We start from the raw sequence: 16,259 nt of genomic DNA, 5'->3' as shown, positions 1-16,259 counted from the left end.
AGCAGTGCGTGAGATGAGTCAGTGAGACCCGAGCTCTTGGTCGATGAGGTCGAACATCTCGTCGTCGGTGGCGGCGTCGATCCGGTCCAGGTCGATGTCGCGGTCGGGGCCGGCCTCGGCGTCGGCGGTGTTCGCCGTAGCGTCCTGACGGGTGTCCGTCCACTTCCAGAGCAGCGCCTTGAGCCGGGCGGTGACCTTGTCCCGTACCGCGTCCTGCGGGGCGAGCGCGGCGAGCTGCGCCTCCAGCCGGTCCAGTTCGGCGAGCACGGGCGGGGCCTCGGCTGTGAGGTCGAGCACCAGGTCCTTGTGGAGGAGCCGGGCGATCGCGACGGGGTTGGGGTGGTCGAAGACAAGGGTGGGCTTGAGCCGGAGCCCGGTCGCGGCCTTGAGCCGGTTGCGCAGTTCCACGGCGGTCAGGGAGTCGAAGCCGATGTCCTTGAAGGCCGTGGTGGGCTCGATGCGGGCAGCGGTGGCGTGGCCGAGGGCGGCTGCCGCCTGATGGCGCACCAGGTCCAGCAGGACCTTCTCCTGGTCCGCCTCCGGTAGCCCGGCGAGACGGCGCACCAGGGCGGGGGTGCTTGCGGCCGCGGGCTCGCCGGCCGCGGCACCGGTGTCGCCGACGAGGCCGCGGAGGACGGCGGGCAGCATGCCGGCGCGGGCCATGGCGCGCAGTCCTGGAACGTCCAGCCGGACCGGCACGACCACCGGCCGGTCCATGGTGAGGGCGGCGTCGAGCAGGGCCAGCCCCTCCGACGGAGTGAAGGGCACGACTCCGGCCCGCCCCATCCGGTTGCGGTCGGCGTCGGTGATCCGGTCGCCCATGCCGCCGTTGTCCGTCCACAGACCCCACGCCAGCGAGGTGCCGGGCAGGCCCTCGGCCCGGCGCTGCCGCGCCAGTCCGTCCAGGAAGGCGTTCGCGGCGGCGTAGCCCGCCGCGCCGGCGCTGCCCAGGACTCCGGCCAGGGAGGAGAAGAGCACGAACGCGGAGAGGTCCAGGTCCCGGGTCAGCTCGTGCAGGTGCAGCGCCCCCTCGGCCTTCGGCCGCAGCACGGAGTCCAGGCGCTCCGGGGTCAGGGCGGTGACCACGCCGTCGTCCAGGGCCGCCGCCGCGTGCACCACGGCCACGAGCGGGTGCTCGGCCGGGACCGAGGCCAGCAGTTCCGCGAGGGCGTCCCGGTCCCCGATGTCACAGGCGGCCACGTCGACGTGCGCGCCCAGTTCGGAGAGGGCGGCGACGAGTTCCCCGATGCCTTCGGCCGCGGGGCCCCGTCGGCTGGCCAGCAGCAGCCTCCGTGCGCCGCGTTCGGCGACGAGGTGCCGCGCGAGCGACCGTCCGAGGCCGCCGGTCGCGCCGGTGAGCAGCACGGTCCCCTCGGGGTCCCACGCGTGACCGGTGGGCTCCTCGGGCGGGGTGATCCGGGCGAGGCGCGGCACGTACAGCTTTCCGTCGCGCACCGCGGCCTGCGGCTCGTCCAGAGCGGCGAGGGCCGCGGCCAGCGCCGGATCGAGGCCGCCGTTCGCGACCGTGCCGCCGTTCGCGACCGAGTCGTCCGCGTCGACGAGCAGGAGCCGGTCCGGGTGCTCGGTCTGGGCCGACTTCACCAGCCCGGAGACCGCGACGTGCGCGAGGTCCGGAGCCGTGCCGTCCAGCTCGACGGCTCCGCGCGTCATCACGACGAGCCGCGCGTCGGAGAGCCGCTCGTCGGCGACCCACTCCTGGACGGCCGACAGCACCTCGGCCAGCAGCCCGCGCGTCGCGGCGGCGGCATCGCCCTCGCTCGGGGCGCACGGCAGGAGGACGTGGCCAGGTGTGGGTGCACCGCCCTCGACTGCTCTGCGGAGCCCGTCGACGTCGGAGTGGGAACCCTCGCTGCCCAGGACCGCCCACGCGGCTTCGGGGGCGGGAGCCGCGGTGTGCTCGACCCAGTCGACCTCGAACATCCGGTCCTGGTGCGCCACGCGCGAGGCCAGCATCTGCTGCGGGGACATCGACCGTGTCCGGACGGACGCGACCGAGGCGACGGGAGAGCCGTCGGCGTCGGACAGTTCGATCGCCACCGCGTCGTCGGCTGCGGGTCGGATGCGTATGCGTACGGCCCCGGGCCCCGGAGTGTGCACGGAGACGCCGCGCCAGGCGTGGGGCATGAGCACCTCGCCGGGGTCTTCGGCGCGGTCCGACGCCAGCATGCCGAGGGCGGCGTCCAGCAGTACGGGGTGCAGGCCGTAGCGGTCCGCCCGGTCCCGCTCCGCGACGGTCAGTACGGCCTCGGCGTACAGCTCGTCCCCGGCGCGCCAGGCGGCGCGCAGCCCCGGACGGCCCTCGACGTCGACGGGTTCGGCACCCGTCGGCGGCCACGTCGTCATGTCGAACTCGGGCGCCGGAGCGTTCCGGGTGAGTTCTCCCGTGGCGTGGCAGACCCACGGCTCGCCGGTGCCGCCCGAGGCCGGCCGGCCGAAGACGCGCACCGAACGCCGGTCAGGGCCGTCGCCCGCGCCGACCTGTACCTGGACGCGTACGGCGCCCTGTTCGGCCAGGGCGAGCGGGGCGTCCACGTCCAGTTGTTCCAGGTGCGGGAACCCGGCCTGCCGTCCCGCGGCCAGGGCCAGCTCCACGAGCGCGGCGACCGGGAGCACCGGCACACCGCCGACCGTGTGTTCCGCGATCCAGGGCAGCTCGGCCGGGGACAGCCGACCGGTGAACAGCACGTCCTGCACCCCGGCGGTCTCCACCACCGCGCCGAGCAGGGCGTGGCCGGAGGGGTCCAGGCCCGCCGAGGAGACGTCGGGCGCGGCCGTGCCTTCGAGCCAGTGGCGCTCGCGCTGGAAGGCGTACGTGGGCAGGTCGACGCGCCGGGCGCCGGGGAACAGCCCCTGCCAGTCCGGGGAGACACCGTGCGCGTGCACCTGCCCGAGGGCGAGGGTGAGCGCCTGGGGTTCGGGACGGTCGGTACGCAGGGCGGGAACAGTGACGATGTCCGCGTCGTCGAGGCAGCCCTGGGCGAGGGCGCTCAGCACGCCGCCGGGGCCGATCTCCACGAACGTGCTCACGCCCAGCTCGTGGAGAGTCCGGACGCCGTCGGCGAAGCGGACCGCCTCGCGGACGTGCCGGACCCAGTACTCGGGCGTGTACGGCTCGGCCAGTCGGCCGGTGAGGTTCGAGACCACCGGGATCCGCGGCTCGTCGAAGACCAGACCACTGACGACCTGCGCGAACTCCTCCAGCATCGGGTCCATCAACGGCGAGTGGAACGCGTGACTGACCTTCAGACGGGACGTCCTACGACCCTGACCGGCGAAGACCTCACCGATGGCGACGACCGCGCCCTCCGCACCGGAAACCACCACTGACCGCGGGCCGTTGACCGCCGCGATCCCGACACCGTCGGTCAGGTAGGGCAGTACCTCGTCCTCGGTGGCCTCGACAGCGACCATCGCCCCGCCCGCGGGCAGCGCCTGCATCAACGCCGCCCGCGCCGACACCAACCTCGCCGCATCCCCGAGCGACAACACACCCGCCACATGAGCGGCTGCGATCTCACCCACCGAATGACCCGCCACATAGTCCGGCCGCACACCCCACGACTCCAGCAACCGAAACAGCGCCACCTCGACAGCGAACAACGCCGGTTGGGTGCGACCGGTCTGGTTCAGCTCATCCGAACCAACATCGACCGTGACCTCAAGATGTGCGCACACCTCGTCGTACGCCGCCGCGAACACCGGATACGCCGCATACAGCTCACGCCCCATCCCCAACCGCTGCGAACCCTGACCCGAGAACAAGAACCCGACCTTGCCCCGGTCGGCGCCGGCGCGCCCCGTCACCACCTGTGCGGCGGGCTCGCCCGCCGCGAGGGCGGTCAGCCCCGCGCGCAGCTCTGCCCCGTCCGCGCCGACGACCGCCGCCCGGTGCTCCAGCGCCGAGCGGGTGGCCGCCAGCGAGAACCCCACGTCGGCCGGGGACGCGGCCGCGAGGTCCACGGACGACAGCAGTCGTCGTGCCTGCTCCCGCAGCGCCTCCCCGGTCTTCGCGGAGAGTACCCACGGCACCACCGTGGTCCGGGCCAGCAGCGGTTCCTCGGCCACGCCCTCGCTTTCGGGCCTCTCGTCGGCCGGGTCCTGCGCCTCCGGTTCGGGCGCCTGCTCGACGATGACGTGGGCGTTGGTGCCGCTGATCCCGAACGACGAGATCCCGGCCCGGCGGGGGTGGTCGGTCTCCGGCCACGCGATCGCCTCGCTCAGCAGCTCGACCGAGCCGGCCGACCAGTCGACCCGCGGGGTCGGCCGGTCCACGTGGAGCGTCTTCGGCAGCACGCCGTGCCGCATCGCCAGCACCATCTTCATCACGCCGGCGACGCCCGCCGCGGCCTGTGTGTGGCCGATGTTGGACTTCAGCGAGCCGAGCAGGAGCGGTCGTTCGCGCTCTTGTCCATAGGTCGCCAGCAGTGCCTGCGCCTCGATCGGGTCGCCGAGGTTCGTGCCCGTGCCGTGTGCTTCGACGGCGTCGACCTCCTCGGCGGACAGCCGGGCGCCGGCCAGCGCTTCGAGGATCACGCGCTGCTGCGAGGGGCCGTTGGGCGCGGTCAGGCCGTTGGACGCGCCGTCCTGGTTGACGGCGCTGCTCCGGACGACGGCGAGCACCTTGTGGCCGAGCCGGCGGGCGTCGCGCAGCCGCTCCACGAGCAGCAGGCCGACGCCTTCGGACCAGGACGCGCCGTCCGCGGCCGCCGCGAAGGACTTGCAGCGGCCGTCGGGGGCGAGTCCACGCTGGCGGCTGAACTCGACGAAGGCGCTCGGGCCCGCCATGACCGTCACGCCGCCGGCGAGCGCCATGGAGCACTCGCCGCCCCGCAGCGCCCGCACGGCGAGGTGCAGGGCGACGAGCGAGGACGAGCAGGCGGTGTCGACGGTGACCGCGGGGCCCTCGAACCCGAAGGTGTAGGCGATGCGCCCGGAGGCGACGCTGCCGGAGTTGCCGGTGCTCATCAGCCCCTCGACCCCTTCGGGGAGGACTCCGGGCGTGAAGCCGTAGTCGTGGTACATCAGGCCGGTGAAAACACCGGTGCGGCTGCCCTTGAGGCCGGCGGGGTCGATGCCCGCGTGCTCGAAGGCCTCCCAGGCGGTCTCCAGCAGCAGCCGCTGCTGCGGGTCCATGGCCAGTGCCTCACGCGGCGAGATCCCGAAGAAGTCCGCGTCGAAGTCCGCCGCGTCGTGCAGGAAGCCGCCGTGCCGGGTGTAGACCTTGCCGGGCTGCTCGGGGTCGGGGTCGTAGAGCGCGTCGACGTCCCAGCCGCGGTCCTCGGGGAACCGCGAGATGGCGTCTTCGCCCTCGGCCAGCAGCCGCCACAGCTCCTCGGGGGAGCCGACGCCGCCGGGGAACCGGCAGCTCATGCCCACAATGGCGATCGGCTCCTGGTCGCGGGCCTCCAGCTCGCGCACGCGCCGCCGGACCTGGCGCAGGTCCGTGGTGGCCCGCTTGAGGTAGTCCCGGAGCTTGTCCTCGTTCATCATCGGTGTCGCCCGCCCCCTTTTGACCTGCGCAGTTCAGAAGATGCCGAGTTCGTCGTCGAGGAGCTCGTACAGCTCTTCGTCGCTCGCCGAGCTGAGGTCGTCTTCGTCCCCGGCTCCGCCGGCGCCTCCCGGATCGGCCGGCTCGTCCCCGTTCCAGCGGGCGAGCAGCGCCTGGAGACGCATGTTGATCTTGGTTCGGGTGATGTTGTCGACGCGGTCCGCTCCGGCGCCGTCGAGGGCGGCGGCGAGGCGGTCGAGCTCGTCGAGGACCGGCGCCGTCCCGCCCGTACCACCGGGGAGGTCCTTCAGCACCCGCCGCGCGAGTACCGCGGGCGTCGGGTGGTCGAAGACCAGCGTCGCGGGCAGCCGCAGGCCGGTGGCCGTGTTCATCCGGTTGCGGAGCTCCACCGCGGTCAGCGAGTCGAAGCCCAGGTCGCCGAAGGCCTGGTCGGGCTGGACGGCCTTGGCCGAGCCGTGGCCGAGGACGGCGGCGACCTCGGAGCGGACGAGGTCCAGGACCGCCTCTTCGCGCTCGCTCTCGGGCAGGCCCGCGATCCGTTGCGCCAGCGGTACTAAAGCCGCCCGGCCCATGCGCCGCGGCCGGCCGCCGACGAGCGCCCTGAGCAGCGGCGGCACCGGTGCGGTCGCGTTCCGCAGGGCGGCGAGGTCCAGCCGTGCCGCCACCACGAGGGGTTCCTGCAGCGCGAGCGCGGCGTCGAGAAGTTCCAGGCCCTCCTCGTCGGACAGGGGCAGCACGCCGCCGCGGGCGAGCCGGGTCCGGTCGGCGCCGCCGAGGGACTCGGTCATGGTGCCGGTGCGCTGCCACAGGCCCCACGGCAGCGACACCGCGGGCAGCCCCTGGGCGCGGCGGTGCCGGGCGAAGGCGTCCAGGAAGGCGTTGGCCGCGGCGTAGCCGGCCTGGCCGGGGGTGCCGAGCGTGCCCGCGAGCGAGGAGAAGAGCACGAACGCCGACACGTCGCCCGCGAGTTCGTGCAGGTTCAGCACCGCGTCGGCCTTGGGGCGCAGCACCTTCTCCAGGCGCTCCGGCGTGAGCGAACCGATCACGCCGTCGTCGAGGACGCCGGCCGTGTGGACGACGGCCGTCACCGGCGTGCCGGACAGCACCTCGGCGAGGGCGTTCCGGTCGGCCACGTCGCAGGCGGCCCAGCACACTTCGGCGCCCGCGGCGGTCAGTTCCGCCCGGAGCTCCGCCGCACCCTCGGCCTCCGCGCCGCGCCGGCTCATCAGCAGCAGGCTGCGCACGCCGTGCTCGGCGACCAGGTGCCGGGCGACGAGCCCGCCCAGAGCGCCGGACGCGCCGGTCAGGAGCACGGTGCCGGTCCCGAGGTCCGGGGCGGCCCGCGGGGCGTCGGCGGCGGCCCTGGCGAGCCGGGGCAGCAGGAGCGCGTCGCCGCGGAGCGCCGCCTGCGGCTCCTCGGAGGCGAGGAGCCGGGGGACGGCTGTCGCCGCGGCCCGCTCCGGGTCGGCATTCTCTTCGGTGTCGAGGAGGACGATGCGGTCCGGATTCTCCGACTGCGCCGACCGGACCAGGCCCCACACGGCCGCCTGCACCGGGTCGCCCTCTTCCGGCTCGTCCCCGGCGGCGACCGCGCCCCGGGTCACCAGCACCAGGCGGGCGGCCCGGTCCTCGGCCTGCCACCACTGGACCAGCCGGAGCACTTCGGCGAGGACGCTACGGACCCGCTCGGCATCGGTACCCGACCCGCCGGGGCAGGGGACGACGACGGCGTCCGTGTCCGCCTGCGTCCCGGTCTCCACCGTGGGGGCGGCGAGGAGGGCGGCGATGTCGTCGTAGGCCTGTACGACCGGTGTCCGCGCGTCGGCCGTTGCGGCGAGCGGTGCCCACTCGACGGTGAACAGGGAGTCCCGGGAGCTCGTGCGCAGTTGCTCGGCCGACACCGGGCGCAGCGTCAGCGACTCGACCGACAGGACGGGACGGCCCGTGCCGTCGGCGGCCTCCAGCCTTACCGTGTCCCCGCCGGCCGGGGAGAGCCGTACCCGCAGGCTCGCCGCTCCGGTCCCGTGCAGCGTGACGCGGGACCACGCGAAGGGCAGCAGGGGCCCGTCGGCGGCCGGTACGAGGCCCCCCGCGCCCAGCGCGTGCAGCGCGGAGTCGAGCAGGGCCGGGTGCACGCCGAACGCGTCCGCGTCCGTCTGTGCCCCGTCGGTGACGGCGAGTTCGGCGTAGACCGCGTCGTGGCCGCGCCACACGGCGCGCAGCCCCCGGAACAGCGGGCCGTAGCTCAGGCCGAGGTCCGCCAGGCGGTCGTAGAAGCCGTCCAGGTCCACCGGCCGGGCATCGGCCGGGGGCCAGCTGCTCAGGTCGGTCCCGGAGGGGGTCGCGCCGGTGGTGAGGGTGCCGGTGGCGTTGCGTGTCCAGGGGCCGTCCCCGGCTCGCGAGTGCACGCTCAGCGGGCGACGGCCGGAGTCGTCCTGGGCTCCCACGAGGACCTGGAGCGCGACGCCGCCGTGCTCGGGCAGCACCAGCGGCGCCTGCAGGGTGAGTTCCTCGACATGGTCGCAGCCGGTCTCGGCCGCGGCGTGGGCGGCCAGTTCCACGAAGGCCGTGCCCGGCAGCAGCACCGTGCCCAGCACCACGTGGTCGGCCAGCCAGGGCTGGGACCGCAGGGACAACAGCCCGGTCAGCAGGTGGCCGCCGGCGTCCGGCAGCTCCACCGCGGCGCCGAGGAACGGGTGATCGGTGACGTCCAGCCCGGCCGCTCGTACGTCACCGGCCGGAGCGCCCGCCTCCAGCCAGTACCTCTCGTGCTGGAACGCGTAGGTCGGGAGGCCGACACGGCGCGCGCCCGGCAGGACGGCGTCCCAGTCGACGGCGACACCGTGCGCGTGGGCCTGGGCCAGGGCGAGCATCAGCCGGTTCCGTCCGCCGTCGCGGCGGCGCAGCGTCGGTACGACCGCGGCGTCCGCGTCGACGGCCTCGATGGCGTCCTGGATGCCCGCCAACTGGACCGGGTGCGGGCTGACTTCGACGAACACGTCGTGCCCGTCGGCGAGAGCGGACCGGATCGCGTCGTGGAACCGTACCGTCTGCCGCATGTTGCGGTACCAGTAGCCGGAGCCCAGCTCGTCCGCGGCCAGCTTCCCGCCCGTCACCGTGGAGTAGAAGGACACGGAGCCGGGGAGCGGGCTGATGCCGGCGAACCCCTCACTCGCCTGTGCTTCGACGCGTTCGATCTGCGGCGAGTGCGCGGCGTAGTCGACGGCGACCTTGCGAGCCTGGACGCCCTCCTGTCGGCAGTGCGCGAGGAGTTCGTCGAGGGCGTCGGTGTCCCCGGAGACCACGACGGTGGCGGGCCCGTTCACGGCGGCGACGCCGAGGCGGCCGGTCCACCGGCCGACCAGTTCCCGTGCCTTCTCGTCCGGGAGCGTCACCGAGGCCATGGCGCCGCGGCCCTGGAGTTCGCGGACCGCGAGGCTGCGCCGCACCACGATGCGCGCTCCGTCCTCCAGGGAGACCGCTCCGGCGATCACCGCCGCGGAGACCTCGCCCTGGGAGTGCCCGACGACCGCGTCGGGGGTCACTCCGAAAGAGCGCCACACCTCGGCCAGGGCGACCGTCATCGCCCACAGCACGGGCTGCAGCACGTCGACCCGGTCCTGCTCGACGTCGGACATGCCGCGGAGCACCGCGGTCAGCGACCAGTCCACGTGCGGCGCGAGGGCGCGTTCGCAGGCGTCGATCCGGTCGTGGAAGACCGGGGAGGTCTCCAGCAGTTCGGCGGCCATGCCCACCCACTGCGACCCCTGCCCGGGGAAGACGAAGACGGTCCTGCCGCCGGTGCGTGCGGTCCCGGTCACCACGCCGGGTGGCGTAGCGCCGCCGGCGACACCGGCCAGTCCCCGCCGGAGTTCCTGGAGAGTCCGCCCGACCACTGCGGCGCGGTGTTCGAAGGCCGCCCTGGTCGTGGCCAGCGAGTACGCCACGTCGGCCGCCAGGGCCGCCTCACCGTCGTCGTCCCTGTCGCCGTCGTTGTCGTCCAGGAAGGACGCGAGGCGGGCGGCTTGCGCCCGCAGTGCTGCTTCGGTCCTGCCGGAGAGCACCCACGGCACGGCCGTGCCGGAGTCGGGCGTGGGAGGCAACTCCTCGGCGGCGGGGGCCTGTTCGATGATGGTGTGGGCGTTGGTTCCGCTGACGCCGAAGGACGAGATCGCGGCACGGCGCGGACGGTCCGACTCGGGCCAGTCGACGGCCTCGGTCAGCAACCGGACATCACCGGCCGACCAGTCCACGTGCGGCGTCGGCTCATCGGCGTGCAGGGTCCGCGGAAGCACTCCGTGGCGCATCGCCATCACCATCTTGATCACACCGGCGACACCCGCCGCGGCCTGCGCGTGACCGATGTTGGACTTCAACGAGCCCAGCCACAAAGGCCGGTCGTCCCGTCCCTGCCCGTACGTGGCGAGCAGCGCCTGCGCCTCGATCGGGTCACCCAGCCTCGTACCCGTACCGTGCGCCTCCACCGCGTCGACGTCGGCGGTGGTGAGGCCCGCGGAGGCGAGTGCCTGGCGGATCACCCGCTGCTGCGCGGGACCGTTGGGCGCGGTCAGACCGTTGGACGCACCGTCCTGGTTCACAGCGCTGCCCCGAACCACCGCCAGCACCTCGTGGCCGTTGCGCTCCGCGTCGGACAGCCGCTCCACCAGGAGCAGGCCGACGCCCTCGGCCCAGCCGGTGCCGTCGGCCCCGGCGCCGAACGGCTTGCACCGTCCGTCGGGCGACAGACCGCGCTGCCGGCTGAACTCCACGAAAACGCTCGGACTGGCCATGACGGTGACGCCGCCGGCCAGCGCCATCGTGCTCTCGCCGCTCCGCAGCGACTGGACGGCCAGGTGCAGGGCGACGAGCGACGACGAGCACGCCGTGTCGACCGTGACGGCGGGACCCTCCAGACCGAACGTGTAGGACACGCGCCCGGAGGCGACGCTGCCGGAGCCTCCGGTGGTGAGCAGACCCTCGACGCCCTCGGGCAGTTCGCGCGGGCCCTGGCCGTAGTCGTGGTACATCAGGCCGGTGAAGACACCGGTACGGCTGCCCCGGACCGTCGCCGGGTCGATCCCGGCGCGTTCGAACGCCTCCCAGGACGCCTCCAGCAGCAGCCGCTGCTGCGGGTCCGTCGCCAGGGCCTCCCGGGGGCTGATGCCGAAGAAACCGGCGTCGAACTCAGCCGCCTCGTGCAGGAAGCCGCCGTCGCGCGCGTAGGTCTTGCCGAGGCGCTCGGGGTCGGGGTCGTAGAGCCCGTCGACGTCCCAGCCCCGGTCGTCCGGGAACCGGGAGATGCCGTCCCGGCCGGAGGCCACCAGCCGCCACAGGTCCTCCGGCGAGCGGACCCCACCCGGGAGGCGGCAGCTCATGCCGACAATGGCGATCGGCTCGTCGACGGCGGCCGCGGCCTGCCGCGCCGAGGTCGCGGCCGTGGTGGCCGGGGCTTCGCCGAGGAGTTCGGTGCCGATGTACCGGGCGAGGGCGGCGGGGGTGGGGTGGTCGAAGACGAGGGTGGCGGGCAGGCGCAGGCCGGTGGCGGGGGACAGCCGGTTGCGCAGCTCCACGGCCGTCAGCGAGTCGAAGCCCAGGTCCTGGAAGGCGTGCGTGGGCTGGACGGCCCGGGGCGAGGAGTGCCCGAGCACGGCGGCGACCTCGGCCCGGACCAGCTCCAGGAGGGCCTCGTCGCGCTCGCCGTCGGCCAGACCGGCGAGGCGTTCGGCCAGGGATCCGGTGGCGGCGCGCCGGGCCGTGCCGCGTGTGGAGACGCGCACGAGTCCGCGCAGCAGGGCCGGTACGGTTTCCGCCCCCCGGTCGCGCAGGGCGGCGGTGTCGAGGCGGACGGGGACGAGCACGGGCTCGTCGGAGGCGAGAGCCGCGTCGAACAGCCGCAGGCCTTCTTCGGTGGGCAGCGGCAGGACGCCGGAGCGCGCCATCCGCGACCTGCCCGTCTCGTCGAGGGCGTCGGCCATGGCGCCCTCCTGCTCCCACAGGCCCCACGCCAGCGAGACCGTGGGCCGCCCCTGGGCGTGGCGGTACCGGGCGAAGGCGTCGAGGAAGGCGTTGGCCGCGGCGTAGTTGCCCTGTCCGGGGTTGCCGAAGACGCCCGCTGCGGAGGAGAACAGCACGAACGTCGTGCTCCCGCCGGTGAGTTCGTCCAGGTTGAGCACGGCGTCGGCCTTGGGCGCGAGGACGGCGCCCACGCGCTCCGGGGTCAGCGCGGCGATCACGCCGTCGTCGAGCACGCCGGCGGTGTGCACGACGAAGTCGACCGGGACGGCGGCCAGCAGTCGGGCGAGGGCGTCACGGTCGGCGAGGTCGCAGGCGGCCCACGTCGCGTCGGCGCCGAGCGCCGCGAGTTCGGCCTTCAGGTCCGCGGCGCCCGGGGCGTCCGCGCCACGGCGGCTGACGAGCAGCAGCCGGCGCACGCCGTGTGCGGTCACCAGGTGACGGGCGAGGGTTTTGCCCAGCGCGCCGGAGGCGCCGGTGAGCAGCACGGTGCCGAGGCCGAGGGCAGCGCCTTCGGCGGGGGCGGAAGCGGCTTCGTCCGCGGGGCCGGTGGCCGCGTCCTGCGCTGCCGGGGAGGCGGCGCGGACCAGGCGCGGTGCGCCGGCCTCCCCTTCCCGGACGACGACGTGGGGCTCGCCGGACAGGACGGCGCCGGGCACGAGCGCGGCCGCCTTGTCCGGGCGGTCGGTTTCGAGCAGCACGATCCGGCCGGGGTTCTCCGCCTGGGCCGAGCGGACCAGTCCGCCCGCCGCGGCGTGCGCGAGGTCGTCGCAGCGCGCCACCAGCACGAGGCGCGACGTCCGGTCCTCGGCGAACCAGCGCTGGACCAGCCGCAGCACGTCGGTGGTGACCGCCCGCACCCGCTCGGCCCCGGTCGCCCCTTCCGGACCGTCGGGGCACGGGACCACGACCACGTCCGGCCGCGACGACCCGTCGGCCTCGGCCAGTGCGGCGATGTCCGGGAGGTACGCGACCGCCGTCCCGTCCGCGGCGTCGGAGGGCAAGGCCAGCGGCGCCCGCCCGACGGTGAACATCGCGTCACCGGGGCGCTTGCGGAGCTGCTCGGTCGACACCGCGCGCAGTGTCAGCGACTCGACGGACGCCACCGGCTCGCCGGCACCGTCGGCCACCAGCAGGGACACCGCGTTCGTACCGGCCGGTGCCAGCCTGACCCGTACGGTGGACGCGCCCGTGGCGCGCACGGACACCCCGGACCAGGCGAACGGCAGGAGCGGCCCGTCCGTCTCGGCCGCGAGGGAGCCGCCCGCGCCGATCGCGTGCAGCGCCGCGTCCAGCAGCGCCGGGTGCAGGAGGAAGGAGCCGGTGTCCGTGCCGTCGGGGAGGGCGACCTCCGCGAAGACCTCCTCGCCCGCGCGCCAGGCGTTCCGCAGTCCACGGAACGCCGGTCCGTAGGCGAGGCCGAGGGCGGCCAGCCGGTCGTAGAAGCCGTCGAGGTCGACCGGCTCGGAGCCCGTCGGCGGCCACGCCGTGAGTGTACGGTCGGCAGCCGCGGCGCCCGTCTCCTCGGTCCCTTCGGTGACGAAGCCGGTCGCGTGGCGGACCCACGGCAGGTCGGCGTCGTCCTCGGGGCGCGAGTGCACGGTCAGCGGCCTGCGGCCGGTGCCGTCGTCCGCGCCGACCCACACCTGAACCGCGACGCCGCCCCGCTCGGGCACCGTCAGGGGCGCTTCGAGGGTGAGGTCCTCCAGCAGGTCGCAGCCGGCTTCGTCGGCGGCACGCACGGCCAGTTCGACGAACGCGGTGCCCGGCAGCAGCACGGTTCCGAGCACGGCGTGGTCGCTCAGCCACGGGTGCGTGCGCAGGGCCAGCCGGCCGGTCAGCACCCGCTCGTCGCCGCCGGCCAGGGAGACGGCGGCGCCCAGCAGCGGGTGGTCGGCCGAGCCCAGTCCGGCGGCGCGGACGTCACCGGGTGCGGCCGGTGAGGCGTCGAGCCAGTAGCGCTCGTACTGGAAGGCGTAGGTGGGCAGGTCGACGCGGCGGGCGCCGGGGAAGAAGGCGTGCCAGTCCGGGGAGACGCCGTGTGCGTGCAGTTCGGAGACGGCGGCGACGAGTGCGGCCCGCTCGGGGCGGTCGGCGCGCAGGGCGGGCACGGTGACCACGTCGTCGTCCAGGCAGCCTTGGGCGAGGGCGCTCAGCACGCCCCCCGGCCCGATCTCCACGAACGTCGTCACGCCCAGGTCGTGCAGAGTCCGGACGCCGTCGGCGAAGCGGACCGCCTCGCGCACGTGCCGGACCCAGTACTCCGGGGTGTAAGGCTCGGCCAGGCGGCCGGTGAGGTTGGAGACCACCGGGATCCGCGGCTTCTCGAAGGTCAGCCCGCGGACGACCTGGGCGAACTCCTCCAGCATGGGGTCCATCAGCGGCGAGTGGAACGCGTGGCTGACCTTCAGCCGGGAGGTCTTGCGGCCCTGCTGCCGGAAGACCTCGGCGATCGCGGTGACCGCGTCCTCGGCTCCGGACACCACGACGGACCGCGGACCGTTGATCGCCGCGATGCCGACGCCGTCGGTGAGGTGCGGAAGGACTTCGTCCTCGGTGGCCTGGACGGCGATCATCGCTCCGCCGGCGGGCAGGGCCTGCATGAGGCGGGCGCGGGCGGACACGAGCTTCGCGGCGGCGTCGAGCGACAGCACCCCGGCCACGTGCGCGGCGGCGATCTCGCCCACGGAGTGACCGGCCACGTAGTCCGGCCGCACGCCCCAGGATTCGAGGAGCCGGAACAGCGCCACCTCGACCGCGAAGAGAGCAGGCTGTGCGACGCCCGTGCGGTGCAGTTCTTCCGAGCCGACGTCGGCCGCGGTGCCGAGGTGCGCGCAGACCTCGTCGTACGCGGCGGCGAACGCCGGGTACGACGCGTACAACTCGCGCCCCATGCCCGGGCGTTGCGATCCCTGGCCGGAGAAGAGGAACCCGACGCGCCCGCCGGTGCCGGAGAGGCCGCGTGCGACGCCCGGTGCCGGGGAGCCGGAAGCCACGGCCCGCAGTCCCTCGGCGAGTTCCTCCGGCGTCTCGCCCTGGATTACGGCGCGGTGCTCCAGGGCCGTGCGCGTCGTGGCGAGCGAGAACGCGACGTCGAGCGGGGGGACTTCGGCGTCCGTGCGGGACAGCAGGCGTTCGGCCTGTGCGCGCAGGGCCTCCTCGGTCCTGCCGGAGATCACCCACGGCACCGGTCCGCCCGCGGCCGGGCGCGCCGCCTCCGGGACGACGGCCCCGGCGCTCTCCGCGCCTTCCTCCGGCGCTTGTCGGGCCTCGGCGTCCTGCGCGAACGCTTCGGCCGACGGGGCTTCCTCGATGATCGTGTGCGCGTTGGTGCCGCTGATCCCGAAGGAGGAGATACCGGCTCGGCGCGGCTGGTCCGACGCCGGCCAGGGCGTACGCCCGGTGAGCAACCGTACGGCCCCCGCCGACCAGTCGACGTGCGGGGACGGCGCGTCGACGTGCAGCGTGCGCGGCAGTTCGCCGTGGCGCATGGCCATGACCATCTTGATGATGCCCGCCACACCGGCCGCGGCCTGGGTGTGACCGATGTTGGACTTGATCGAGCCCAGCCACAGCGGCCTGTCGTCGGGACGGCCCTGCCCGTACGTGGCGAGCAGTGCCTGCGCCTCGATCGGGTCGCCGAGCCGGGTGCCCGTGCCGTGCGCCTCCACCGCGTCGACCTGCGCGGTGGTCAACCGGGCGGCGGCCAGGGCCTGTCGGATGACCCGCTGCTGGGAGGGGCCGTTGGGGGCGGTCAGGCCGTTGGACGCGCCGTCCTGGTTGACGGCGGAGCCCCGGACGACCGCGAGGACCTCGTGTCCGTTGCGGCGGGCGTCCGAGAGGCGCTCCACGAGCAGCAGGCCGGCGCCCTCGCCCCAGCCGGTGCCGTCGGCACCGGCCGCGAACGCCTTGCAGCGGCCGTCGGGTGCCAGTCCGCGCTGGCGGCTGAAGCCGACGAAGGTGGCGGGACCGACCATCGCGGTGACACCGCCCGCCACGGCCAGCGAGCACTCGCCGCCCCGCAGCGCCTGGACCGCCAGGTGCAGGGCCACCAGGGACGACGAGCAGGCCGTGTCGACCGTGACGGCCGGGCCTTCGAGGCCGAAGGTGTAGGCCACCCGGCCGGAGGCGACACTGCCCGAGGTGCCCGTCCCGAGGTAACCCTCCAGGTCCTGCGGGGAGTTCTGGAGGGCGGCGAGGAACTCGTGGTTCATCACGCCGGCGAACACGCCGGTCCTGCTCCCCGCCAGCGAGGCGGCATCGATACCGGCCCGCTCGAAGAGCTCCCACGACGTCTCCAGCAGCAGCCGTTGCTGGGGGTCCATGGCGAGCGCCTCACGCGGCGAGATCCCGAAGAGGCCGGCGTCGAACCGCGCCAGGTCCCGCAGGAACGCCCCCTCGCGGGCGTAGCTGGTGCCGCGGGACTCCGGGTCCGGGTCGTAGAGCGCGTCGAGGTCCCAGCCGCGGTCGGCGGGGAACTCCGAGACGGCGTCGTGGCCGCCCGCGACCAACTCCCACAGGTCCTCGGGCGAGTCGACCCCTCCCGGGTAGCGGCAGCTCATCCCGATGATGGCCACCGGCTCCCCGGCGGCGTCCTCGTGGTCACGAAGGCGCCGCCGGGTCTCCTGGAGATCTGTGGTGACTCGCTTCAGGAAATAGCGGAGCTTGTCGTCGTTCGCCACCGAAATCGTCCCTCACCCCTGCGAAGACTTACCGG

1 protein-coding gene and 1 pseudogene are annotated in these 16,259 nt (G+C 74.5%); both read right to left on the bottom strand.

The genetic code is table 11. The features are described 5' to 3' along the window. Window positions 1-18: 18 nt before the first annotated feature. Window positions 19-5,499: pseudogene (locus tag ACFYW7_RS36420) on the bottom strand (SDR family NAD(P)-dependent oxidoreductase); the annotation flags it as partial. 45 nt (window positions 5,500-5,544) lie between these two features. Further along, a complete protein-coding gene (locus tag ACFYW7_RS36415; RefSeq protein WP_389510496.1) occupies window positions 5,545-16,224 on the bottom strand; it encodes an SDR family NAD(P)-dependent oxidoreductase in 10,680 nt (3,559 codons plus the stop codon). Between the last annotated feature and the right edge of the window lie 35 nt (window positions 16,225-16,259).

This window comes from Streptomyces sp. NPDC002580, assembly GCF_042889485.1.
GTDB lineage: Bacteria > Actinomycetota > Actinomycetes > Streptomycetales > Streptomycetaceae > Streptomyces.
Note: the sequence above shows the minus strand (reverse complement) of the source record. Positions and strands in the feature narration are given on the sequence as shown.